Annotated in this window: 22 protein-coding genes; 13 read left to right on the top strand and 9 right to left on the bottom strand. The window is 72.2% G+C overall.

The window, feature by feature from the left end; all coding sequences use genetic code 11:
• Positions 1–153: 153 nt before the first annotated feature.
• Together lgoX and IE185_RS20460 are read right to left on the bottom strand one after the other, a co-directional pair.
• A complete protein-coding gene (lgoX, locus tag IE185_RS20465; RefSeq protein ID WP_189715687.1) occupies positions 154–2118 on the bottom strand; it encodes an L-glutamate oxidase LgoX in 1965 nt (654 codons plus the stop codon).
• 69 nt (positions 2119–2187) lie between these two features.
• A complete protein-coding gene (locus tag IE185_RS20460) occupies positions 2188–2979 on the bottom strand; it encodes a metal-dependent hydrolase (RefSeq protein ID WP_189715685.1) in 792 nt (263 codons plus the stop codon).
• Positions 2980–3100: 121 nt separating this feature from the next.
• Here IE185_RS20460 and IE185_RS20455 point away from each other — a divergent pair, with 121 nt between their 5' ends.
• Genes IE185_RS20455 through IE185_RS20445 form a run of 3 tightly spaced genes read left to right on the top strand, consistent with a single transcriptional unit; the run spans position 3101 to position 7062 of the window.
• Complete coding sequence (locus IE185_RS20455; protein WP_138898936.1) at positions 3101–5614, top strand: DEAD/DEAH box helicase; 2514 nt, start codon at positions 3101–3103, stop codon at positions 5612–5614.
• A 48-nt stretch (positions 5615–5662) separates the two neighbouring features.
• A complete protein-coding gene (locus IE185_RS20450; protein ID WP_138906656.1) occupies positions 5663–6541 on the top strand; it encodes an acyl-CoA thioesterase in 879 nt (292 codons plus the stop codon).
• Positions 6542–6597: 56 nt separating this feature from the next.
• Positions 6598–7062, top strand: coding sequence for a VOC family protein (locus IE185_RS20445; protein ID WP_138899564.1), 465 nt, complete (start codon positions 6598–6600; stop codon positions 7060–7062).
• A gap of 30 nt (positions 7063–7092) precedes the next feature.
• On the opposite strand, the gene IE185_RS20440 is transcribed toward IE185_RS20445, so the two are convergent.
• The gene (locus IE185_RS20440) at positions 7093–8064 is read right to left on the bottom strand and encodes a hydroxyacid dehydrogenase (protein ID WP_189715703.1); all 972 of its coding nucleotides are present in this window, start codon (positions 8062–8064) and stop codon (positions 7093–7095) included.
• A 191-nt stretch (positions 8065–8255) separates the two neighbouring features.
• Positions 8256–9512: a metal-dependent hydrolase family protein gene (locus IE185_RS20435; RefSeq protein ID WP_138896658.1), complete on the bottom strand. Its 1257-nt coding sequence runs from the start codon at positions 9510–9512 to the stop codon at positions 8256–8258.
• 239 nt (positions 9513–9751) lie between these two features.
• Between IE185_RS20435 and IE185_RS20430 the strand changes: the two genes are divergently transcribed.
• Complete coding sequence (locus IE185_RS20430) at positions 9752–10243, top strand: glutathione peroxidase (RefSeq protein WP_138896659.1); 492 nt, start codon at positions 9752–9754, stop codon at positions 10241–10243.
• Between the two features lie 61 nt (positions 10244–10304).
• Here IE185_RS20430 and IE185_RS20425 read toward each other — a convergent pair whose 3' ends face one another.
• A complete protein-coding gene (locus tag IE185_RS20425; RefSeq protein WP_138896660.1) occupies positions 10305–11531 on the bottom strand; it encodes an acyl-CoA dehydrogenase family protein in 1227 nt (408 codons plus the stop codon).
• A 159-nt stretch (positions 11532–11690) separates the two neighbouring features.
• On the opposite strand from IE185_RS20425, the gene IE185_RS20420 reads away from it, so the two are divergent.
• Positions 11691–12338 carry a TetR/AcrR family transcriptional regulator gene (locus tag IE185_RS20420; RefSeq protein WP_138896661.1) on the top strand — a complete coding sequence of 216 codons (648 nt, stop codon included), beginning with the start codon at positions 11691–11693 and terminating at the stop codon, positions 12336–12338.
• Positions 12339–12392: 54 nt separating this feature from the next.
• Here IE185_RS20420 and def read toward each other — a convergent pair whose 3' ends face one another.
• Complete coding sequence (gene def / locus IE185_RS20415) at positions 12393–12938, bottom strand: peptide deformylase (protein WP_138896662.1); 546 nt, start codon at positions 12936–12938, stop codon at positions 12393–12395.
• A gap of 149 nt (positions 12939–13087) precedes the next feature.
• Between def and IE185_RS20410 the strand changes: the two genes are divergently transcribed.
• The 5 genes from IE185_RS20410 (at position 13088) to IE185_RS20390 (ending at position 17554) form a co-directional block, all read left to right on the top strand.
• Positions 13088–14326 carry a Mur ligase family protein gene (locus IE185_RS20410; protein ID WP_138896663.1) on the top strand — a complete coding sequence of 413 codons (1239 nt, stop codon included), beginning with the start codon at positions 13088–13090 and terminating at the stop codon, positions 14324–14326.
• 31 nt (positions 14327–14357) lie between these two features.
• Complete coding sequence (locus tag IE185_RS20405; RefSeq protein WP_138896664.1) at positions 14358–15086, top strand: type 1 glutamine amidotransferase; 729 nt, start codon at positions 14358–14360, stop codon at positions 15084–15086.
• Between the two features lie 137 nt (positions 15087–15223).
• Complete coding sequence (locus IE185_RS20400; protein WP_138896665.1) at positions 15224–16249, top strand: 6-phosphofructokinase; 1026 nt, start codon at positions 15224–15226, stop codon at positions 16247–16249.
• Positions 16250–16356: 107 nt separating this feature from the next.
• Positions 16357–17316: a cytochrome c oxidase assembly protein gene (locus IE185_RS20395; protein WP_138896666.1), complete on the top strand. Its 960-nt coding sequence runs from the start codon at positions 16357–16359 to the stop codon at positions 17314–17316.
• Positions 17317–17395: 79 nt separating this feature from the next.
• Positions 17396–17554 (top strand): hypothetical protein, encoded by a 159-nt coding sequence (locus IE185_RS20390; RefSeq protein ID WP_167518359.1) that lies wholly within the window; start codon positions 17396–17398, stop codon positions 17552–17554.
• A 64-nt stretch (positions 17555–17618) separates the two neighbouring features.
• Here the strand turns inward: IE185_RS20390 and IE185_RS20385 are convergent, their stop codons facing one another.
• The gene (locus IE185_RS20385) at positions 17619–18020 is read right to left on the bottom strand and encodes an SSI family serine proteinase inhibitor (RefSeq protein ID WP_138906665.1); all 402 of its coding nucleotides are present in this window, start codon (positions 18018–18020) and stop codon (positions 17619–17621) included.
• Between the two features lie 1069 nt (positions 18021–19089).
• On the opposite strand from IE185_RS20385, the gene IE185_RS20375 reads away from it, so the two are divergent.
• A complete protein-coding gene (locus IE185_RS20375) occupies positions 19090–19383 on the top strand; it encodes a hypothetical protein (RefSeq protein ID WP_138894332.1) in 294 nt (97 codons plus the stop codon).
• Positions 19384–19486: 103 nt separating this feature from the next.
• Here the strand turns inward: IE185_RS20375 and IE185_RS20370 are convergent, their stop codons facing one another.
• Together IE185_RS20370 and IE185_RS20365 are read right to left on the bottom strand one after the other, a co-directional pair.
• Entirely contained in the window at positions 19487–19981 is a 495-nt protein-coding gene (locus IE185_RS20370; protein WP_138894333.1) for a DUF305 domain-containing protein, read from the bottom strand.
• A gap of 33 nt (positions 19982–20014) precedes the next feature.
• Positions 20015–20488, bottom strand: coding sequence for a DUF6153 family protein (locus IE185_RS20365; RefSeq protein WP_189715683.1), 474 nt, complete (start codon positions 20486–20488; stop codon positions 20015–20017).
• A gap of 128 nt (positions 20489–20616) precedes the next feature.
• Here IE185_RS20365 and IE185_RS20360 point away from each other — a divergent pair, with 128 nt between their 5' ends.
• Entirely contained in the window at positions 20617–21318 is a 702-nt protein-coding gene (locus IE185_RS20360) for a lysophospholipid acyltransferase family protein (RefSeq protein WP_138894334.1), read from the top strand.
• Between the two features lie 64 nt (positions 21319–21382).
• Entirely contained in the window at positions 21383–22432 is a 1050-nt protein-coding gene (locus IE185_RS20355) for an NAD-dependent epimerase/dehydratase family protein (protein ID WP_138894335.1), read from the top strand.
• Positions 22433–22445 lie beyond the last annotated feature (13 nt).

The raw sequence follows: 22445 nt of genomic DNA, 5'->3' as shown, positions 1-22445 counted from the left end.
TCGAGCACCGGCACCATTGTGTTCAGGAGTAGGCGCCGAACAGCAACTCGGCCCATTACAACGGCGTTAACTCTCCCCGAACAGGGACACATCGCGCCCACGGTGAGGCCGGCCGGGTGACCCGCCGGCCGGTCTCACCGCGAGGTGCGGCCGTCAGCGACCGCCCCCGTGCACCTCCAGTGCCGCGCGGACCGCCGACTCCAGCGCCCCCTCGATCCAGGCGGGCTTCAGCGAGGTGTGACACCCCGCGAAGTGCAGCGGGCCTTCCGCGGTGCGCATGTCCGGGAAGATCTCCGTGTGCTGCCCCGGCAGGAGTACGGACGCCTCGCCGTACGCGTACGGGTCGCGCTGCCAGCTCTGGGTACGGCCGGCGCCCGTGAAGAAGACCTCCAGCCGCTGCCCGTACACCTCCTGCATGCCGCGCAGCGCCAGCGCGTACCGGGCCTCGTCGTCGTAGGAGTCCCAGCGACGGGCGTCGTCCGCCCAGCTGTACGAGGCGAGTACGACGCCCCCGTCGCTGCCCGGCACGGGGTGCGACGGGTTGAACATGAAGCGGTTCGGGTTGTCGGTCACCGACCCGCCGCCGATCACCTCCGCCGCCTCCGGCTGGTCGCGGGAGACCCAGCAGTGGGCCGCGTAGTGCGTGCGCTGCTCGTCCGACAGGTGACCGGGGGGTACGGAGGGGTGGGCGCCGAGCAGCCGCCCGTCGTCCGGGACCCGGCCCTTGCGGTAGGCGTCGTACAGCCCGGGGTCCATGGCGTTCAGCTCGCGCTTCCAGTCGTCCTCGCTCATCTCCCACCAGCGGCGGCTGAATTCGAGGAGGACCTTGGTGGCGCTGTCGTAGTGGACCTCGCACACGGCTCGGCGCTTCTCGTACGAGAGCTGGGGCGAGACCTGTACGTGCCGCAGACCCGAGAAGGGGATGGTGACGATGGCGGTGTCGCCGGAGAACTCCTCGCGCACCACGCGCCCGTCGCGCCCCTCGGAGACGGTGTGCAGCCGCACGCGGGGGCCCGGGGCTCCTTCGCCGCGCGTCTCGATGCGGGTGACGCGCCGGTCGAAGCGCACCTCGTCGCGCACGTCGTCGAGGAGGGCGTCCGCGAGGACCGCCGTCCCGCCGGTCAGCTCGTAGAACTTGGTGCCGGGGCTGATCAGGGACGCGCCCATGAAGCTGTGCATGAACGACAGCGGCAGCCGGGACGTCATGTTCTCCAGCGTCCCGACGAGGTCGATCGTGCGGGTGTCGAGCTTGGCGTGCTCGGTGAGGAAGCGGTACATCGACCAGTCGCCGAAGCGCTGGATGATCCGGGCCCAGCCTTCGACCAGCTCGGGCATCGGCTTGTTGACACGGGTGCCGTCGGGACGCCGGGTGCTGTACTCGTCGCGTACCGGGTCCAGGGCCTGCCGGACGATCTCGGAGGCCGGGACGTCGACGTATTCCCGCGGCACCCCGAAGGACCGGTTGATCGCCTGCGGGTTCTTCGCGTAGTCGGCGCGCCGCGCCCTGATCCCGTTGACGCGGATCCAGGTGCGGTACGCCGGCTTCCCGTCGGGGTCGGTGTCGATGTAGTGGAAGGGCCGGCGCTCGATCCCCAGGTGGTCGATGAGCCCGATGACCAGCGGGTGGCTGCCGGGGATGCGCATGGCGCCCGCCTCGGCGTACTGCTTCGGGTCGGCGAACGGCGGCTGCGCGTTCTCGTGGCCGCCGGTGCGGAACGTCTTGATGCGGCCGCCGGCGCGGTTTCCGTTGGCCTCGACGATCGTGACGCGGTGGCCCGCGCGCTTGAGCAGGGACGCGGCGACCATGCCGGAGGGTCCGGCACCGATGACCAGTACCTTCTTCGGCGTGCCGGCTCTCGGCAGCCCGTCGCCGAGAAGGACCTTCTCGTAGCGCGGCACCAGGGGCTTGTTGTCCTCGTCGACCACCAGCAGGGCGCGGGCGACGGCGAGGCAGGTCTGCCAGTCGGCGGTGGAACGGGGAGCGGCGGGCGCCGAGGGCGCGGCGGCGGCCGCGTCGAGGGGGGCTGCCGTCCCCGCGACGGTGGTGACGGCAGCGGCGGCGGCCACCGTCCCGGTACGGGCAGTGAACTGACGGCGCGTCAACTTTAAGGGTTCCATGGCCTGAGGAACCGGATCTTGGTGCGCCGGGCAGCGGGTCCGGGCCTCAATTCACCCGAACGGAAAGTGTCAGATGAAGTTGAGCGCCGCCGCGCCGCCCACTCCCCCGAGCAGCATGAACGCCGGCATCAGCACCTTCAGCTCGACCCAGCTGCCCGCGCGGAACCGCAGCGCCTTCGGCGGCCCGACCGGGTACCAGCGCTTGCGGCCGATCGGGATGGGCCACAGGATCGGGCAGCCGGAGACCGTGAGCGCGTCACCGATGTCGTGGACCAGCGCGCCGAGCACGATCGGCAGCCCGAGCCAGAGGTACTCCTGGCCGTCGCCGGTGAACAGCCAGTCGGCGCCGTTGCCCGGTTGGTCCAGTACGCCCGCCAGGATCCACGCGCTCGTGGCGCCGAGCAGCCACACCAGTATGTCGCTGGACACCCGGGCGGCCCGCCACAGCAGGCCCTCCACCGCCAGCACCAGGTGCACGAAGAGGAGGACGAGCACCGCCCAGCGGCCACCCGTGTACGCCGCGAGCGACGCGCCGCCGCCGGTCATGACCGCCCAGAGCCAGGTGTGGGTGAGCGTGCGGTGGCCGCCGGACCTGCGCGGGTCGCCCTGCTTCTTCGTGGCCTTGTAGACGGCGTACGACAGCTTGTCGACGATCTCGCACATGCCCCTCGACACGGGACCGAAGGCGCGCGAGATGGTCGCGGACTTGTGGTCGAGGTCGGGGGCCAGAGCCGCGCCCGCGCAGATCAGGGCGCCGACGACGAGCACGGGCCAGGGCATCGGATGTCCGGCCGCGGCCGCCGCCGCCCCCACCCCCAGCCAGGCCGCTGCCCCTGACAGTGAGTGCGCCGGTCCCATCATGGTCGTTCCCCGCCCGTTTGCTCTTGTGGTGTGCCCCCGCCGACACGGCAGCGTATCGCTCGTGATCTTCGAACGGCCGACCGGTTCCGTGTTCAGGGGGGAAGCCAGGCAAGATGGGGGCGTGACCCTTATCGATCAGATGCCCCCGACCGCCGACCCCGATGCCCTCTTCGAGGCTTTCACCTCTTGGGCCGAGGGCCAGGGCATCACTCTCTATCCCGCTCAGGAGGAGGCGCTGATCGAGGTGGTGTCCGGTGCGAACGTGATCCTCTCCACGCCCACCGGCTCCGGCAAGAGCCTGGTCGCGGCGGGCGCGCACTTCGCCGCCCTCGCCCAGGACAAGGTCACCTTCTACACCGCGCCGATCAAGGCGCTGGTGTCGGAGAAGTTCTTCGACCTGTGCAAGCTCTTCGGCACCGAGAACGTCGGCATGCTGACGGGCGACGCGTCCGTCAACGCCGACGCCCCGGTGATCGCCTGCACGGCGGAGGTGCTCGCCTCCATCGCGCTGCGCGACGGCAAGCACGCCGACATCGGCCAGGTCGTGATGGACGAGTTCCACTTCTACGCCGAGCCGGACCGCGGCTGGGCGTGGCAGATCCCGCTGCTTGAACTGCCGCAGGCGCAGTTCGTCCTCATGTCGGCGACCCTCGGCGACGTCGCCATGTTCGAGAAGGACCTGACCCGCCGCACCGGCCGCCCGACGTCCGTCGTGCGCTCCGCGACCCGGCCGGTCCCGCTGTCGTACGAGTACCGCCTCACGCCGATCACCGAGACGCTGACCGAGCTGCTGGAGACCAAGCAGGCACCGGTCTACATCGTGCACTTCACGCAGGCGGCGGCCGTCGAGCGGGCGCAGTCGCTGATGAGCATCAACATGTGCTCGCGCGAGGAGAAGGACCAGATCGCGGAGCTGATCGGCAACTTCCGCTTCACCACCAAGTTCGGCAAGAACCTCTCGCGGTACGTGCGGCACGGCATCGGCGTCCACCACGCGGGCATGCTGCCGAAGTACCGCAGGCTCGTGGAGAAGCTCGCGCAGGCGGGCCTGCTGAAGGTCATCTGCGGTACGGACACCCTCGGCGTCGGCGTCAACGTGCCCATCCGCACGGTGCTGTTCACGGCGCTCACGAAGTACGACGGCACGCGCGTGCGCACGCTCCGCGCCCGTGAGTTCCACCAGATCGCGGGCCGCGCGGGCCGGGCCGGCTTCGACACGGCGGGTCTGGTCGTCGCGCAGGCGCCGGAGCACGTCGTGGAGAACGAGAAGGCGCTCGCCAAGGCCGGCGACGACCCGAAGAAGCGCCGCAAGGTGGTCCGCAAGAAGGCTCCCGAGGGCTTCGTCGCCTGGTCCGAGACGACCTTCGACAAGCTCATCGGTTCCGACCCCGAGCCGCTGACCAGCCGCTTCCGCGTCACGCACACCATGCTGCTGTCGGTCATCGCCCGTCCCGGCAACCCCTTCGCCGCGATGCGCCACCTCCTGGAGGACAACCACGAGCCGCGCAAGGCGCAGCTGCGGCACATCCGCCGGGCGATCGCCATCTTCCGCTCGCTGCTCGACGGCGGTGTGGTGGAGATGCTGGAGACCCCGGAGGCGGACGGCCGTACCGTACGGCTGACCGTCGATCTCCAGCAGGACTTCGCGCTCAACCAGCCGCTGTCCACGTTCGCGCTGGCCGCCTACGAGCTGCTGGACCCGGACTCCCCTTCGTACGCCCTGGACATGGTGTCCGTCGTCGAGTCGACCCTCGACGACCCGCGCCAGATCCTCGCCGCCCAGCAGAACAAGGCGCGCGGCGAGGCGGTCGGCCAGATGAAGGCGGACCGTGTCGAGTACGAGGAGCGCATGGAGCGGCTCCAGGAGATCAGCTACCCGAAGCCGCTGGAGGAGCTGCTGTGGCACGGGTACAACGTCTACCGCAAGAGCCACCCGTGGGTCGGTGACCACCCGGTGTCCCCGAAGTCCGTGGTGCGCGACATGTACGAGCGGGCCATGACCTTCGCCGAGTTCACCTCGCACTACGAGCTCGCCCGTACCGAGGGCATCGTGCTGCGCTACCTCGCCGGCGCGTACAAGGCGCTCGAGCACACGATCCCGGACGACATCAAGTCCGAGGACCTGGAGGACCTGATCGCCTGGCTCGGCGAGCTGGTGCGCCAGGTCGACTCCAGCCTCCTCGACGAGTGGGAACAGCTCGCCAACCCCGAGGTGGAGACCGCGGAGCAGGCGCAGGAGCGCGCCGACCAGGTCAAGCCGGTCACGGCCAACGCGCGGGCCTTCCGGGTGCTCGTGCGCAACGCCATGTTCCGCCGGGTCGAGCTGGCCGCCCTGGACAACGTCCGCGAGCTGGGCGAGATGGACGGCGAGTCCGGCTGGGACGAGGACAAGTGGGGCGAGGCCATGGACGCGTACTGGGACGAGTACGAGGACCTGGGCACCGGGCCGGACGCGCGCGGTCCCAAGCTGCTGATGATCGAGGAGGACGCCGAGCACGGCCTGTGGCGCGTCCGCCAGGCGTTCGCCGACCCCAACGGCGACCACGACTGGGGCATCAGCGCGGAGGTCGACCTCGCCGCCTCCGACGAGGAGGGGCGGGCGGTCGTCCGCGTCACCTCGGTCGGCCAGCTGTAGCAGACGGCCCCGGCCGGTGCCGAGAAGAAACCCAAGGAGAAACGTCCCGTGACGACGAACCCCGCCGAACGGCTCGTCGACCTGCTCGACCTGGAGCAGATCGAGGTCAACATCTTCCGCGGCCGCAGCCCGCAGGAGTCGCTGCAACGCGTCTTCGGCGGGCAGGTGGCCGGCCAGGCGCTGGTCGCGGCCGGGCGTACGACCGAGGGCGACCGGCCCGTGCACTCGCTGCACGCCTACTTCCTGCGCCCCGGCCGTCCCGGGGTGCCGATCGTCTACCAGGTGGAGCGGGTGCGGGACGGCCGTTCCTTCACCACGCGGCGGGTCACGGCGGTCCAGCAGGGCCGGACGATCTTCAACCTGACCGCGTCGTTCCACCAGCCGGAGGAGGCCGCCTTCGAGCACCAGCTGCCGCCCCGCCTGGACTTCCCGGACCCGGACGCGCTGCCGACGGTGGTGGACGAGATCCGCGAGCACCTCGGGGAACTGCCGGAGGCGCTGGAGCGGATGGCCCGCCGCCAGCCGTTCGACATCCGGTACGTCGACCGGCTGCGCTGGACCGCCGAGGAGATCAAGGAGGCGGACCCGCGCAGCGCGGTGTGGATGCGCGCGGTCGGCCCGCTGGGCGACGACCAGCTCGTGCACACGTGCGCGCTGGCGTACGCGTCCGACATGACCCTGCTCGACGCGGTCCGGATCCCGGTGGAGCCGTTGTGGGGGCCGCGCACGTTCGACATCGCGTCGTTGGACCACGCCATGTGGTTCCACCGGCCGTTCCGCGCCGACGAGTGGTTCCTGTACGACCAGGAGTCCCCGGTGGCGACGGGCGCGCGAGGGCTGGCGCGGGGGCGCATCTACGACCGGGCGGGCAACCTGCTGGTGTCGGTGGTGCAGGAAGGGCTGTTCCGCCGGCTGCCGTCCGCCTGACCTTCCCGCCCCTCCCCCGCGCGGGGGGCGCGGGACGCATTGGCGACAATCGCACCATGACCTCTTCTCCGGGCGCCCCGCCCGCCACCTGGCCCGAGCATCTCGACGTGGGGGCGGTGCGGTTCGCCCGCCCCACGGCGCGCTACGACGACGTCCTCGCCTTCTACCGGGACGACCTGGGGCTGCCGGTCCTGGGTCAGTGGCGCGGCCACGAGGGGTACGACGGGGTCCTGTTCGGCCTGCCGGGGACGCCGGTGCACATGGAGATCACCCAGCACGGCGCGCCGCCCCGGATCCCCGAGCCCCATCCGGAGAACCAACTGGTGCTGTACGTACGGGGTGCGGCGGCCGTGGACGCGGCGGTACGACGACTGCGGGAGCGCGGCCACCAGCCCGTTGAGGCGGCGAATCCGTACTGGCCGGACCGGGGCGCGGTGCTGTTCGCCGACCCGGACGGCTGGATCGTGGTGCTGGCGCCGTGGGTCTTCGGGGAGGACCCGGTGCCGGTGCCGGGCGGGTAGGCGCCGCGCGGTGGCGGGCGGCGCCGGGCCTCAGGCGATGCGGGGCAGGTCTTCCGCCCGTACCTCTCCCAGCAGCCGCTCGCCCGCCGCGAACCGCTCGGCCTCCGCCACCGCGAACTCCCCAAGGAGTCGCACCTCCGTGCCCATGGCCCCCGCGACATGCGGTGTGACCAGCACGTTGGGCAGGCGCAGCAGCGGGTGCCCCGGTGGCAGCGGCTCCGGGTCGGTGACGTCCAGTACGGCGTCGATCCGTCCCCGCGCGCAGTGCTCCGTCAGCGCCTCCGTGTCGACGAGGCCGCCGCGCGCGGTGTTGATGAGCACCGCGCCGTCCCGCAGCAGCCCCAGCGCCCGCGCGTCGACGAGGTGGCGGGTGGCGGGCAGCAGCGGCGCGTGCAGCGAGACGATGTCCGAGGCTGCCAACAGGGCGTCCAGGCCGACCTGTTCGGCGGCCGGCGCGGCCGCCTCCGGCGCCGCCAGGTACGGATCGTGCACCAGCAGCCGCACCCCCGTGCCGGCCAGCCGCTCCAGCACCAGCCGCCCGGTCCTCGACGCGCCGACGATGCCCACCGTACGGTCGAGGAAGCCGGTCTCCTGGGACACGGTCAGGTCGCGGGACCGGCCCTCCCGGTACTCCCCCGCCGCCCGGAACGCCCGCTTGGCCGACAGGTGGATCGCGGCGACCGTGTAGTCGGCGACCGGCCCGGCGTTGGCGGGCGCCGCCGACGAGACGGTGATGCCCCGCTGCCAGACCTCGGGGGCCAGGACGTGCTTGACGGAGCCGGCCGCGTGCATGACCGCCCGCAGGCGCGGGGCGCCGGCGAGCACCCCCGCGTCGACCGGCGGGCACCCCCACCCCGTGATGAGCACCTCCGTACGGGACAGGGCCTCGCGCGCGCCGGGACGGCCGAAGTCGTCGGCCACCAGGTCCGGTACGTCGAAGCGCGCGGCCAGCCGCGCCCGTACACCGGGGAGCAGGGCCAGGGCGGCCACGTCACGGCGCATGGCGACGAGCGCGGTGAGCGGGGGTGGCGTCGGGGGTGACACGGTGCGGTCCGCCTTTCCTTGGACCGGCGGGGGCCGCCGGCCGGGTCCGGGCGTCATGCCCGCGAACGGCCGGCCCCACTCGCCTCGTCGTACCGGATCCGGTGCTTGTCCGTCAGCCGCTCGCTCGTCGCGGGGCGGCGCGGACCGGGTCAGGTCATGAGCCCGTCGAGGTCCTTGAAGACGACGCCGTCCTTCATGACGAGCACGACATGGTCCGGCCTGCCGAGGGCCGTGATGTCGGTCAGCGGATTGCCCCGGGCGACGACGAGGTCGGCCCGCTTCCCGGCTTCGAGGGTGCCGATCTCGTGGGCGAGGCCGAGGAGTTCGGCTGCCTCGGCGGTCCCGGCGCGGATCGCGCCCATCGGTGTCATCCCGCAGGCGACGAGGTGCTCCAGCTCCCGCAGGTTGGTGCCGTGCTCCGCGATGCCGCAGTCGGTGCCCATGGCGACCCGCACGCCGCGCGCGACGGCGTGCGGAACGTGCCGTCGGGCGACGGCCTGCCAGTGCTTCTTCTTCGCGTACGCCCAGCCGGCCGCCTTCTGGGGGTCGGGATCGGTGTTCGCGGTGGTGAGCGTCGGCACCAGGAACGTGCCGCGCTCCAGCATCAGGTCGATGGCCTCGTCGTCGATCTCGTAGCCGTGCTCGACGCTGGCGACCCCGCCGCGCACGGCGTTGAGGATGCCGCGGCGCCCCTGGGCGTGGGCGGCCACCTTGCGGCCCCCGTGCCCGGCCGCGATCTCGGTGATCGTCCGGATCTCGTCCTCCAGGAAGCCCTCGTCGCCCGGCTGGTCCGTCGGGCTCCACACCCCGCCGGTGGCCGCGATCTTGACGCAGTCCGCGCCCTGGCGGAGCACCTCGCGCACGGCCCTGCGACACCCCGTGACGCCGTCGGCGAGCTGCCCCATGACGGGGTCGTTCGCGCCGTCGTCGTGGGCCGCCCGGAAGTCGCCGTGGCCGCCGGTGGGGCTGAGCATGGCGACCGCCACGAGCAGGCGGGGCCCCGGGAGCAGCCCCGACTCGACCGCCTCGCGGTGGCCGGCGTCCGCGCCGCCGAGGTCGCGGGCGGTGGTGACGCCGGCGTCGAGGGTGAGTTTCATGCGCGGCGCGGCGAGGAAGACCCGCAGGGAGGCGGGCATCGCGGCGATCTCGGCGTGGCTGAGGGCGCCACCGGGCGCCGCCATGTGGACGTGGCAGTCGATGAAGCCCGGCAGGATCGTCCGGCCGCGTACGTCGACGCGCCGGACCGGCCCGGCGGCCTGCGGCCGCGCGTCCAGCTCGTCCGAGGGGCCGGCCCAGCGGACGAGCCCGTCCTCGACGAGCACCGCCCCGTCCGCGACCGGCTCGCCCCCGGTGCCGTCGATGAGGAGTCCGTTGTGAAGGAGTACGGGGGTGCTGCGGCCGGTCATGGCGCGGTTCCTTCCCAGGAGGCGAGAATGGCCGCCGCGACGGCGCTCAGAACCGGGAGAGCCGCGCGGCGCCACCACACGGTGGTACAAGCGTCCTCGGCCGATCCGGCGGCGCCCTTGAGGGCCCGCGGACACGGAAGGCAGGGCCGTCGGCCGCGCCGCGCCCGGGCTCTGGAACAGTACGGAGCAGTGACCGACGGCCGGCCGTGACCGGCCGCCCCCATCCCGAGGAGACGGCGATGAGCCTGTACGACATCCCCCTGCGCACCCTGACCGGCGAGCCCACCACGCTGGCGGCCTACGAGGGCAAGGCGGTGCTCGTGGTCAACGTGGCGTCCAAGTGCGGACTGACGCCGCAGTACGCGGGCCTGGAGCGGCTGCAGAAGACGTACGAGGACCGGGGCTTCACGGTCCTCGGTGTACCGTGCAACCAGTTCGCGGGCCAGGAGCCGGGCAGCGCGGAGGAGATCGGGACCTTCTGCTCGGCGACCTACGGCGTGACCTTCCCGCTGCTGGAGAAGGTCGAGGTGAACGGGGAGCACCGCCACCCGCTGTTCGTCGAGCTGACCGCCGCGAAGGACGAGGCCGGCGAGGCCGGGGACGTCCAGTGGAACTTCGAGAAGTTCCTGGTCAGCGCCAAGGGTGAGGTCGTCGGCCGGTTCCGTCCGCGGGTCGAGCCGGAGGCCGCCGAGGTCGTCGCGGCCATCGAGGCGCAGCTCCCCTCCGCCTGACGACGCACGCGGGCGCCGTCCCCCGTCGTACGGGGAACGGCGCCCGCGGCGCGTCGCGCGGCTAGCGGATCGGCATGCCCGACAGGGTGCGGGCGATGACCAGGCGCTGGATCTCGCTGGTGCCTTCGAAGATCGTGTAGATCGCGGCGTCGCGGTGCATGCGCTCCACCGGGTATTCGCGCGTGTAGCCGTTGCCGCCGAGGACCTGCACGGCCTGCGCGGTGACCTCCTTGGCCGTCTCGCTGGCGAAGAGCTTGGACATCGAGCCCTCCGCCGAGTCGAACGGCTTGCCCGTCGTCGCCATCCACGAGGCCCGCCACACCAGCAGCCGCGCCGCGTCGATCCGGGTGCGCATGTCGGCGAGCTGGAACGCCACGCCCTGGTTGTCGATGATCGGGCGGCCGAACTGCTCGCGGGTCTTGGCATAGTCCAGGGCCACCTCGTACGCCGCGCGGGCGGTGCCCACCGCCATCGCGCCGACGGCCGGGCGGGACGCCTCGAAGGTGGCCATCGCGGCGTTCTTCACGCGCTCGCCGCCCTTGCGCGCGCGCTCACGGGCCCGCGCGAGGCGCTCGTCGAGCTTCTCCTTTCCGCCGAGCAGGCAGTGACCGGGGACGCGGACGTCTTCCAGTACGACCTCTGCGGTGTGCGAGGCGCGAATGCCGTGCTTCTTGAACTTCTGGCCCTGGGACAGGCCGGGCGTGGCCGGCGGCACGATGAACGAGGCGTGTCCCTTGGAGCCGAGCTCCGGGTCGACGAGGGCGACGACGACGTGGACGTTGGCGATGCCGCCGTTGGTCGCCCAGGTCTTGGTGCCGTTCAGGACCCACTCGTCCTTGGCCTCGTCGTAGACGGCGCGGGTGCGCATCGCGGAGACGTCGGACCCGGCGTCCGGCTCGGAGGAGCAGAAGGCGGCGACCTTGACGTCGTCGGGGTCGCCGTACATCTGCGGGATCCAGGTGCCGATCTGCTCCTCGGTGCCGTTGGCGAGGACGCCGACGGCGGCGAGGCCCGTACCGACGATGGACAGGCCGATGCCCGCGTCGCCCCAGAAGAGCTCCTCCATCGCCATGGGGATGCCGAGGCCCGTGGGGTCGAAGAACTGCTGGGCGTAGAAGTCGAGCGAGTAGATGCCGACCTTGGCCGCTTCCTGGATGACGGGCCAGGGGGTCTCCTCACGCTCGTCCCACTCGGCGGCGGCCGGGCGCATCACATCGGCGGCGAACCCGTGGATCCAGTCGCGGACCTGCTTCTGGTCATCGTTGAGTTCGAGCGTGAACTCGGCCATGTCCCCTCCAGCACTGCGTACGAACTGCTCAGGCGTTACTTGCGGTAACAGGAGTCTGTTACCGGCGCGTAGGCCATGTCAACCGCGGCAGCGCGGCACCCGGCCTTGGTGTTACGTTTCCCAGGCGTCACGCAATCGCATTGGGCGGGGAGAAACACCATGGACACCACACACACGGACGAGCAGCAGAGATCCGCTGCCGCACGGCGCCGGCGGGACCTGCTCGAAGCGGCGGACCGCGTGGTGCTCCGGGACGGTCCGCAGGCTTCCATGAACGCGATAGCCGCCGAGGCCGGAATCACCAAGCCGATCCTCTACCGGCACTTCGGCGACAAGGGCGGCCTCTACCGCGCGCTGGCCAAGCGCCACACCGACGCGCTGCTGTCGGCCCTGCGGACGGCGCTGGACGCGCCCGCCGAGCGGCGCGAGCGGGTCGAGGCGACGCTCGACACGTACCTCGCCGCGATCGAGGCGCTGCCGGAGGTGTACCGGTTCCTGATGCACCCCTCGGAGGACGCCCACCAGCCCGAGCAGGGCTTCGACGTCGGCCGCCACTCGGCGCCGCTGCTGCGCCGGCTCGGGGAGGAACTCGCCACGGTGATAGCGGAGCGCATCGATCTGGGACCGGGCAGCGAGCAGCTGGCGCGGGTGTGGGGTCACGGCATCGTCGGGATGATGCACGCGGCCGGCGACTGGTGGCTGGGCGAACGCCCCTGCTCGCGGCAGCAGTTGGTGTCCAGCCTCGCGGACCTGCTGTGGGGCCGGCTGGCCGCCGCGGACGACCGCGCGGACGGCCCCGGCTTCTAGCCCCGGCCGCACGGGCCGCGCGCGGCCCGGACGGGGCGGGCAGGAGAGCTCGCCCTACTCCCGGCCGTGCCACGGCGCGCGCCGCGCCGCCCGCAGGACCCTGGCCCGGCGCCAGCCGGTCAGCCGGTCCGTGTAGACCAGGCCGGACAGGTGGTCGCACTCGTGCTGGAGGCACCGGGCGAAGAATCCGGTGCCCTCCACGCGCACCGGCTCGCCCGTCAGCGACACACCCTCCACCACCGCCCGGTCGAACCGTTCGGTACCCGCCTCGACACCCGGCAGCGACAGGCACCCCTCGGGACCGCGTACGGTGATGCCGTCGGCCTCGACCAGGCGTGGGTTGACGATGTGACCGACATGCCGGACATCCTCGTCGTCCGGACAGTCGTAGACGAAGACGCTCAGCGGTACGCCGACTTGGTTGGCCGCGAGGCCGACTCCCTCGGCGGCGTACATCGTCGCGAACATGTCCTCGACGAGGCGGACGAGCGAGGGACCGAAGTCGCTCACCGTCCCACAGGGCGCGTGCAGCGCCGGGTCACCGAGCAGTGTCATGGGTCGTACGAGCCCGGAACTGCCGGGAATCGGGCGGTGTCGCATGGCGGCAAGCGTACGTTCCGACGGGGGCCGCGGCGCCCCCGGCGGTGCCGGGGTGCGGGGGCCCGGCTTGTTCTCGATAGGCTGAGCCCCGACGTTGACCGGTGGACCTGGGGCAAATGCGGCGCCGGATGCAAGGAGGATCAGTGACGATGGCAGGCAACACGGAGCCGTTGTCGCCGCGGGCCAAGCTGGCCGTGACGGCAGGCAAGGCCGCGGCGGCGGTGTCCCGCGCCGCGGGACGCGGCAGCGGATCCGTGATCGGCGGCAAGGTGGCGCTCAAGCTCGACCCCGACCTGCTCGGGCGGCTCGCCCAGCATCTCGACGTCGTGCTCGTGTCCGCGACGAACGGCAAGACGACGACCACCCGGCTCATCGCCGAGGCGCTGCGGGCCAGCGGCCCCGTCGTCTCCAACGCACTCGGCGCCAACATGCCGGCGGGCATCACCTCCGCCCTGGCGGGCGGCTCGGACGCGAAGTACGGCGTGATCGAGGTCGACGAGAAGTACCTCGCCGGGGTCGCACGCGATGTGACGCCCAAGGCGATCGCCCTGCTCAACCTCTCGCGCGACCAGCTCGACCGGGCCGCCGAGACCCGGATGCTCGCGGAGAAGTGGCGTGAGGGCCTCTCCGGCACGAAGGCCGTCGTCATCGCGAACGCCGACGACCCGCTGATCGTCTGGGCCGCGTCCTCCTCCCCCAACGTGGTGTGGGTGGCGGCGGGCCAGGAGTGGAAGGACGACGCCTGGTCCTGCCCGTCCTGCGGCGGTGTCATGCAGCGCCCCGGCGACGACTGGTTCTGCGGCGAGTGCGGCTTCCGCCGCCCCGCCCCGAGCTGGGTGCTGAGCGGCGACCACGTCGTCGACCCGCACGGATCGGCCTGGCCGATCCACCTCCAGCTGCCCGGCCGCGCCAACAAGGCGAACGCCGCCACCTCCGCCGCGGTCGCGGCCGTGTTCGGTGTGCCGCCGCAGGTGGCGCTGGAGCGGATGTACGAAGTCCAGGCTGTCGCAGGCCGGTACGACGTCGTCCAGTTCCAGGAGCGCGAGCTGCGGCTGCTGCTCGCGAAGAACCCGGCGGGCTGGCTCGAAACGTTTTCCCTCATCAACCCGCCGCCCACACCGGTCATCCTGGCCGTCAACGCGCGCGGCGCGGACGGCACGGACACCTCCTGGCTGTGGGACGTCGACTACACCCGGCTGGCGGGCCACCCGATCTTCGTGCTCGGCGACCGCAAGCTGGACCTCGCCGTGCGCCTGGAGGTCGCGAACCTGGAGTTCCGGGTCTGCGAGACGCTCGACGAGGCCGTGCAGCTGGCGCCGCCCGGGCTGATCGAGACGATCGCCAACTACACCGCGTTCCAGGACCTGCGCCGCCGCGTCGGCAACTAGGCCCGCGTACACCGGAAAAGGACAAGCAAGCATGAGCGACAACAGCCTGCGCCTGGTGTGGATCTACCCGGACCTGCTGAGCACGTACGGCGACCAGGGCAACGCCCTCGTCGTGGAGCGCCGGGCCCGTCAGCGCGGCCTCGACGTCCACCGTGTGGACGTACGCAGCGACCAGCAGATCCCCACTTCGGGCGACATCTACCTGATCGGCGGCGGTGAGGACCGCCCGCAGCGCCTCGCGGCGGAGCGGCTGCGCCGCGACGGCGGTCTGGAACGCGCGGTCTCCAACGGGGCGATCGTCTTCTCGGTCTGCGCCGGGTACCAGATCCTCGGCCACGAGTTCATCAACGACCTCGGCGAGCGCGAGCAGGGCCTCGGGCTGCTCGACGTGGTCAGCACGCGCGGCGAGGGCGAGCGGTGCGTCGGCGACGTCCTCGGGGACATCGACGAGCGCCTCGGCCTGCCGCCGCTGACGGGCTTCGAGAACCACCAGGGCATCACCCATCTGGGCCCGACGGCCCGGCCGTTCGCCCGGACGCGCATCGGCAGGGGCAACGGGACCGGCGACGGCACGGAGGGCGCGTACAACGACACCGTCTTCGGTACGTACATGCACGGCCCCGTGCTGGCCCGCAACCCGCTCATCGCGGACCTGCTGCTGAAGCTGGCCCTCGACGTCAACGCGCTGCCGCCGACCGACGACCGCTGGTACGAGGCGCTGCGCGCCGAGCGCATCGCCTCGGCGACGCAGCCGGCCTGACGCGGTTCGTACACCTTTGTGGTGTCCAGCTGACGGACTGCCGGTTCGGCCCCGTCACCCCGCGCGAGTAGGGTGACGGGGATCCAACCGGACGACGTGGTCCGGTCTCCGGCCCACGTTGCAAAGGTATTCCGGGCATGCGTATTGGTGTACTCACTTCCGGCGGCGACTGCCCCGGTCTGAACGCTGTCATCCGTTCCGTCGTGCACCGCGCCGTCGTCGACCACGGCGACGAGGTCATCGGCTTCCACGACGGCTGGCGGGGCCTTCTGGAATGCGACTACCGCAAGCTCGACCTCGACGCGGTGGGCGGCATTCTGGCCCGTGGCGGCACGATTCTCGGCTCTTCCAGGGTCCAGCCCGCGCATCTGCGCGACGGCGTCGAGCGGGCCCGCGGCCATGTGGCCGACCTCGGACTCGACGCGATCATCCCGATCGGCGGCGAGGGCACGCTGAAGGCGGCGAACCTGCTGTCCGAGGCGGGGCTGCCGATCGTCGGCGTACCGAAGACCATCGACAACGACATCGCGTCGACCGATGTCACTTTCGGGTTCGACACGGCCGTCGGGGTCGCGACCGAGGCCCTCGACCGGCTGAAGACCACCGCCGAGTCGCACCAGCGGGTGCTGATCGTCGAGGTCATGGGGCGGCACACCGGCTGGATCGCGCTGCACTCCGGCATGGCGGCCGGCGCGCACGCCATCGTGGTGCCGGAGCGGCCCTTCGACATCGGTGAGCTGACCGAGCTGGTCGGCAAGCGGTTCTCGGCCGGCAAGCGGTTCGCGATCGTCGTGGTCGCCGAGGGCGCCAAGCCGCGCGAGGGCTCCATGGAGTTCGACATCGGCGGCAAGGACATGTACGGGCACGAGCGCTTCGCGGGCGTGGCCAGGCAGCTGTCCGTCGAGCTGGAGGAGCGCCTCGGCAAGGAGGCGCGGCCGGTCATCCTCGGCCACGTCCAGCGCGGCGGCACCCCGACGGCGTACGACCGCGTCCTCGCCACCCGCTTCGGCTGGCACGCGGTGGAGGCGGCGCACCGGGGCGAGTTCGGGATGATGACGGCGCTGCGTGGCACCGACATCGTGATGGTGCCGCTGGCCGAGGCCGTGGAGACCCTGAAGACCGTTCCCGGTGAGCGGTACGCCGAGGCCGAGTGCGTGCTGTGATCCTGTCGCCCGTGTGACGGACTGCCCCCGGCCGCGAGCGCGGCCGGGGGCAGTTCTACTCTGTACCGGACAACCGTTACGAATGGGCAGTCCTCGGGAGTACACAGATGGATCACAGCGGGCACGGCAGCGGCATGAACATGGATCTGCCGCCGTTCACGCTGGGACGGGGGCTGGAGTTCTCCCCCGACCTCTTCTTCCTGGTGGGCTGCCTGGCGGGGCTCGCCCTCTACGGGTGGGGCGTGGTGCGGCTGCGGCGGCGCGGCGACGGCTGGCCGGTGGGGCGGACGGTCTTCTTCGTCGTCGGCGTGCTGAGCGTGGCGCTGGTGATGTGCACCAAGCTGAACGACTACGGCATGGTCATGTTCAGCGTGCACATGGTGCAGCACATGGTCATCAGCATGCTCTCGCCGATCCTGCTGCTGCTCGGCGCCCCGGTGACCCTCGCGCTGCGCGCCCTGCCGGTGGCGGGACGCGGGAACCGCAAGGGGCCGCGCGAGGTGCTGCTGATGCTGCTGCACAGTCGGTACATGAAGATCGTCACGCACCCGGCGTTCACGATCCCGTTGTTCATCGCGAGCCTGTACGCGCTCTACTTCACGCCGGTCTTCGACTTCCTGATGGGGAGCAAGCCGGGTCACATCGGCATGATGGTCCACTTCCTCGCCGTCGGCCTGGTCTTCTTCTGGCCGATCATGGGCGTCGACCCGGGGCCGCACCGGCCGGGCTACGTGATGCGGATGCTGGAGCTTTTCGCCGGCATGCCGTTCCACGCGTTCTTCGGCATCGCGCTGATGATGGCGACCCAGCCGATGATCGGCACGTACGCGAACCCGCCCGCGTCGCTGGGCATCGACGCGCTGAGTGACCAGAACGCGGCGGGCGGCATCGCCTGGGCGTTCTCGGAGATCCCCTCGGTGCTGGTGCTGATCGCGCTGGTCTTCCAGTGGTACCGGTCCGAGCAGCGGGTCGCGCGGCGCGCGGACCGGGCGGCGGACCGCGACGGCGACAAGGAGCTGGTGGCGTACAACGCGTACCTCGCGTCGCTCCAGGCGCGCGGGCGCTAGATCGCCGGTAACGTCGGCACGGTAGCGCGGGAGCTCCGCAGGGGTGACGATGGCCCTCCATCAGAAGGAGGGGGCGCGCATGCCCGGTTCTACGAAGTCGATGGGGGTGCTCACCGTCAGTACGCTGGTCGTCATATCGGCGTACACGGCGGCACTCGGCAGCAACGGCTGGCTGTGGTTCGGCTGGGTCGTGCTGGGGCTGGTCACCGTGGGGATGGCCGCGTCGCGCAGCCGGTGAGCGTCCGGCGGGCGCCTGCGCAAACGTATCCGCACGACGGCGGTACGGCACCCGGCGCCCGGGGTCAGAAGCGGAAGACGGGGCCCGTGGCGGTGTCGAGCACGCACGCGTTCGGGTAGGTCTTGCGCCAGGCCGTCGGGACTCCGCCCCAGGTGCCGGCGGCGCTGACAGTGACCGGTTCGTACTGCTTGGTGCACGCGCGCGGGTTCCCCGGCAGCTTGTCGAAGTCGCCGTTCGCCACGCCGAGCGCGGCGCACGCGCCGGCGGCGTCCGGGTGGGGCCCCGAGGGGCCCGGAGCGCAGCTCAGGAGCACGCCCCTCATCCAGGTGCTCGACGAGCCCGAAACCGTCAGGAAGAGCCCCTTGGACGGCTTCGGCTCCCCGGGCGCGCCCGCCGCCCGGGCGGGCAGGGCCGCACCCGCGAGGGCGAGCAGGACGACTGCGGTGACGGTGGCTGGGGAGCGCATCCGGGGCCTCCTGGGCTGGCTGGGGTGCCTGGCGACGGGGTGTCGGCGAGAGCCAGGCCACCGCCTGCCCGGGCCCGTCGGCAAGCGGCCGCGCCGCCGTGTCCCGCGCACGGGCGCGCCCGCTGCTCCGTACGGCGGACACGCGGGGGCACCGGGGATCTCGCCCCAGCAGCGGTTCAGTCGCGCCCCAGCAGGGCGTCCAGGCCCGCCACCAGCCCCTCGGGGCCGCCACGGCCCGGCCATGGCCACGGCGGTGGCGCGCAGGCGCGGCAGTTCCGCGGCCGGCACGCGGTGCAGGCCGAGGCGGAACGCCGGGTCGGGTTCGTCCGGGTCGTCGTCCATGGCCCGCAGTTCGACCAGGAGGTAGTCGAGCAGCCACGCGGTGAAGCACCGGTGGGCCTCCACCACCTCGCGCGCTCGTCCCGTCCCGCCCCGCCCCGTGCAGCAGCGCCAGGACGCGCTCGTCGACGCGCAGGACGGGAAGGGGCCGGCGGGCCATCGGCGTGGACAGCAGGCGGGTGGCGAGCAGCGGGACGACGTGCGGGTGGCGCAGGGCGACCCGGTAGGTCGCGAGGGCGACGCTGCGCAGTTCGCCGCGCCAGTCGGCCGGGCCCGACTCGGGCGCGGGGTCGCGCTCCAGGTCCTGGTGGAGTTCCTGGCAGAACGCCTCGACCAGCCCGTCCAGCAACGCGTCCTTGCTCGGGACGTACCGGTACAGGGCCATCGCCTCGACGCCCAGTTCGGCGCCCAGCTTGCGCATGCTGAGGCCGGACAGGCCGTGGCGGTCGACCACTTCAAGGGCCGTCGCCAGCACGCGTTCCCTGCTCAGCCGTCCGTCGCGCCCCCGGTCGCCGGCGCGTCTGCCGCGGCCGTCGCCCGACTCTTTCGGCATGTCCGCCTCCGGGGCTCGTCGCTCGCTGCACCGGTCCGGCGGGCCCTTGACTCCGCAGGACAACCGTAGCAAGTCGACATATACGCCGTAAATGAACACCAGCAGCGTACAGCGCAGATCCCTCAGGAGCGTCGACCATGACGCACAGCGAGCCCCGAACCGGCCGCCCAGATGGTCATGTCGGCGAACGTCGGCGTGGCTCTCATGCTCGTCTCGCGCCCGTCGACCTTCACGGACAGCGGCACCTCGGCCCGTGTGCGCGACGCCGTGCACGCGGCCGTCCTCGTGCCCGGCGCGACCGCCGTGCCGGCTCCCTCCCACGACACCGGTGAGGCCGGTGAGGCGCGGGTGCCGGCGGCGGCCCGGCTGAACGCCCTGCTGCGCCGCTCACCCCGGTCGCCGCTGAGCCGCGCCGAGACCGGCCTGCTGTCGGAGTGGCTCGACCGGCTGTCCACGACGCGCACCGGCTGACCCACCCCGCGCCGGATCATGGCCTCGTTCCGGCCCGCGCCTGACGACGACGCGGGGCAGCGGGGGCGGCCGGGCGGCCGCCCCCGCTTCGCGGCTCGTACGGTCAGTTCGCGCCGAGGAGTGCGTTCATGCGCCTGATCTCGGCGCTCTGTGAGGTCACGATGTCACCGGCCATGTCCTTCGCCGGCCGGTGGGCCCCGTCGGACCGCTCGGTCCCGGCCATCGCGACCGCCCCCTCGTGGTGCTCGACCATCATGGTCAGGAACGCGGTGTCGAACGCCTCGCCGGACGACTTCTCCAGCTCGTCCATCTCCTCGGACGCCATCATCCCGGCCGCCGAGTGCCCGGCGTGCTCGCCGGTGGCGCCCTCCTCGGGAACGTCCTCGCCCCAGGCCGTGGCCATGGCCTGCCGGTGGTGCGGGGTCATCCCCTTCGCGAAGGAGACGTCGGCGGCGTTCCACGCGCGCCCGGACGGGGACGCGGAGGGCGAGGCGGCTGCGGTGTGACCGGTGTGGGCGGCCGGGCTGTCTTCTCCCCCGCCGCAGGCCGCCAGTACGACGGCGGCGGCGCGGCGGACAGGGAAACGGTAGGTGGTCATGGTGGTGCGACTCCTGTGTTCGCGCACGCAATTTCAGGCGTGACTGTCGAAGGCGTGACAGCCGGCCGCAGCGGCCGGGCACGCCGGAGCCGCCTCTTTGCGCAGGAGTTGCAGTTCGCTCAGTGAGGGCGGGGCCCGCCCGCCGGGCGCCGCCGCGACGAGGAACCCCGTACCGTCCGCCAGCTCGGAGGCGGCGGCCCCGGCCGGAGCCGGCGCGGGCAGTGCGGGCGCTCCGCTCGTACCGCCGGCGGCGCAGGTGGAGTCGGCGTGCTCGACATGGCCGCCGGCGCCGCCCTCGTCGTGCTCCGCGTGGGCGCGGACCTCGCCGGCGGGCGGGCGCGGGTGCGCGGGGGCCGCGTGGCGGACGTCCGGCACGGCGTGGGCCGGCCGCGGCGGGGCGGCGGGCCCCAGCCCGTGCATGGCCAGGAGGCCCCCGAGTACGACCGGCAGGAGCAGGACGTACAGCCGTGCCCCGAGGGGCCGTGCCGGGCGCGCCTGCTGACTCATGCCCGCATCCTGGTCGGCGTCCGGGAACCGACGCCCAGTGCCGTGCCTGATGCCAAGTCAGTAAAGTCGGAACGGGCCGGCACCGGCCCGAGTCCTGGAGCCGATCCGGCAGAACTAGGAGCCGCCCCGTGTTCTATTACGTGCTCAAGTACGTCCTTCTCGGGCCACTGCTGAGACTGCTCTTCCGGCCCAGGATCGAGGGGCTCGAGCACATCCCCGACGACGGCGCCGCGATCGTCGCGGGCAACCACCTGTCGTTCTCCGACCACTTCCTGATGCCCGCGATCATCAAGCGGCGCATCACCTTCCTCGCCAAGGCCGAGTACTTCACGGGTCCGGGCCTCAAGGGCCGGCTGACCGCCGCGTTCTTCCGCAGCGCCGGTCAGATCCCGGTCGACCGGTCCGGCAAGGAGGCCGGGAAGGCCGCGATCCGTGAGGGCCTCGGCGTCCTGGGCAAGGGCGAGCTGCTGGGCATCTACCCCGAGGGCACCCGCTCGCACGACGGCCGGCTCTACAAGGGCAAGGTCGGGGTCGCCGCGATGGCGCTCCAGGCGCGCGTGCCCGTCGTGCCGTGCGCGATGGTCGGTACGTTCGAGATCCAGCCGCCGGGCCAGGTCGTACCGCGCATCAAGCGGGTGACCATCCGGTTCGGCGAGCCGCTGGACTTCTCGCGGTACGAGGGGATGGAGAACGAGAAGGCGGCGCTGCGCGCGGTCACCGACGAGATCATGTACGCGATCCTCGAACTCTCCGGGCAGGAGTACGTCGACCGGTACGCCGCCGAGGTCAAGGCGGAGCAGGCGAAGAAGTTCCCCCGGCTCCTGCGCTGACGGCGAATCAGCGGACGGCGAACGGCGCTCCGCGAGTGCTCCCCGGGCGCATAGCGTCCACGGCATGACCAAGGGAAACGCGTTCGTCATCGGAGCTACGGGACAGATCGGGCGGGCGGCCGTACGGGCGCTCGCCGAGGACGGCTGGGACGTGACGGCGGCGTCGCGCGGCGGTGGCCGCGACGGGACGTGGCCGCGGGACGTGCGGTCCGTGGCGCTCGACCGGGACGACGACGCGGCGCTCGCCGCCGCGCTCGGCGCGGGCTGTGACGTCGTGGTGGACATGGTCGCGATGGAGGAGCGGCACGCGGCGCAGCTGACCGGGGTCGCGGACCGGATCGGCTCCGCCGTCGTCATCTCCAGTGGCGCCGTGTACGAGGACGACAAGGGGCGGGGGTTCGACACCCAGGCCGAGCCCGACGGGTTTCCGCGGTACCCGGTGCCGATCCATGAGACGCAGCCGGTCGTCGCGCCGGGTGACGCGACGTACGGGACCAGGAAGGTCGCGATCGAACAGCGTCTCCTGGCGGCCGCCGACCGGCTGCCGACGACCGTCCTGCGGGCGGGCGCGGTCCACGGGCCGTACTGCCGGACTCCGCGCGAGATCCACTTCGTCAAGCGGGTGCTGGACGGCCGGCCGGTGCGGGTCCTGGCGCACGGCGGGCGCAGCCAGTTCCACCCGGTGCACGTCTCGAACGTCGGGGAGCTGATCCGGCTGGCGGCGGCGCGGCCCGGTGCGCGGGTGCTGAACGCGGGCGATCCCGACGTTCCGACGGTCGCGGAGATCAGTACGGCGATCGACGCCGTCATGGGCGTACGGAGCGAGCTGGTGCTGGTGGACGGGCCCCCTCCGGTGGGCACGGTCGGGGAGACTCCCTGGACCGGCAACGGCCACCCCGTCGTCTACGACATGTCCGCCGCCGAGCGGGAGCTGGGCTACCGGGCTGTCACCGGGTACGCCGAGTCCCTGCCCGCCACCGTGGAATGGCTGGCGGAGGTGCTCCGCCGCCAGGACTGGCGGGAGGCGTTCCCCAAGCTGTCGCAGCGGTACGCCCCCGACGGCGACGGGCCGTTCGACTACGCCCAGGAGGATGCCTGGCTCGCCGGACGGTAGACGCGAGGAGGGG

Origin of the sequence: Streptomyces chryseus, from assembly GCF_014650755.1 — a bacterium.
Taxonomy (GTDB): domain Bacteria; phylum Actinomycetota; class Actinomycetes; order Streptomycetales; family Streptomycetaceae; genus Streptomyces; species Streptomyces chryseus.
The sequence above is the reverse complement of the archived record's forward strand: the minus strand, read 5'-3'. Positions and strand labels throughout refer to the sequence as shown.

Coding starts and splice junctions, on each gene's coding strand:
- IE185_RS20370 (WP_138894333.1), bottom strand. CDS start 19,981: ATGACCACCTACCGTTTCCCTGTCCGCCGCGCCGCCGCCGTCGTACTG.
- IE185_RS20405 (WP_138896664.1), top strand. CDS start 14,358: ATGAGCGACAACAGCCTGCGCCTGGTGTGGATCTACCCGGACCTGCTG.
- IE185_RS20430 (WP_138896659.1), top strand. CDS start 9,752: ATGAGCCTGTACGACATCCCCCTGCGCACCCTGACCGGCGAGCCCACC.
- IE185_RS20435 (WP_138896658.1), bottom strand. CDS start 9,512: ATGACCGGCCGCAGCACCCCCGTACTCCTTCACAACGGACTCCTCATC.
- IE185_RS20425 (WP_138896660.1), bottom strand. CDS start 11,531: ATGGCCGAGTTCACGCTCGAACTCAACGATGACCAGAAGCAGGTCCGC.
- IE185_RS20400 (WP_138896665.1), top strand. CDS start 15,224: ATGCGTATTGGTGTACTCACTTCCGGCGGCGACTGCCCCGGTCTGAAC.
- IE185_RS20365 (WP_189715683.1), bottom strand. CDS start 20,488: ATGAGTCAGCAGGCGCGCCCGGCACGGCCCCTCGGGGCACGGCTGTAC.
- IE185_RS20410 (WP_138896663.1), top strand. CDS start 13,088: ATGGCAGGCAACACGGAGCCGTTGTCGCCGCGGGCCAAGCTGGCCGTG.
- IE185_RS20395 (WP_138896666.1), top strand. CDS start 16,357: ATGGATCACAGCGGGCACGGCAGCGGCATGAACATGGATCTGCCGCCG.
- lgoX (WP_189715687.1), bottom strand. CDS start 2,118: ATGGAACCCTTAAAGTTGACGCGCCGTCAGTTCACTGCCCGTACCGGG.
- IE185_RS20440 (WP_189715703.1), bottom strand. CDS start 8,064: ATGCGCCGTGACGTGGCCGCCCTGGCCCTGCTCCCCGGTGTACGGGCG.
- IE185_RS20460 (WP_189715685.1), bottom strand. CDS start 2,979: ATGATGGGACCGGCGCACTCACTGTCAGGGGCAGCGGCCTGGCTGGGG.
- IE185_RS20445 (WP_138899564.1), top strand. CDS start 6,598: ATGACCTCTTCTCCGGGCGCCCCGCCCGCCACCTGGCCCGAGCATCTC.
- IE185_RS20375 (WP_138894332.1), top strand. CDS start 19,090: ATGTCGGCGAACGTCGGCGTGGCTCTCATGCTCGTCTCGCGCCCGTCG.
- IE185_RS20390 (WP_167518359.1), top strand. CDS start 17,396: ATGCCCGGTTCTACGAAGTCGATGGGGGTGCTCACCGTCAGTACGCTG.
- IE185_RS20420 (WP_138896661.1), top strand. CDS start 11,691: ATGGACACCACACACACGGACGAGCAGCAGAGATCCGCTGCCGCACGG.
- IE185_RS20385 (WP_138906665.1), bottom strand. CDS start 18,020: ATGCGCTCCCCAGCCACCGTCACCGCAGTCGTCCTGCTCGCCCTCGCG.
- def (WP_138896662.1), bottom strand. CDS start 12,938: ATGCGACACCGCCCGATTCCCGGCAGTTCCGGGCTCGTACGACCCATG.
- IE185_RS20355 (WP_138894335.1), top strand. CDS start 21,383: ATGACCAAGGGAAACGCGTTCGTCATCGGAGCTACGGGACAGATCGGG.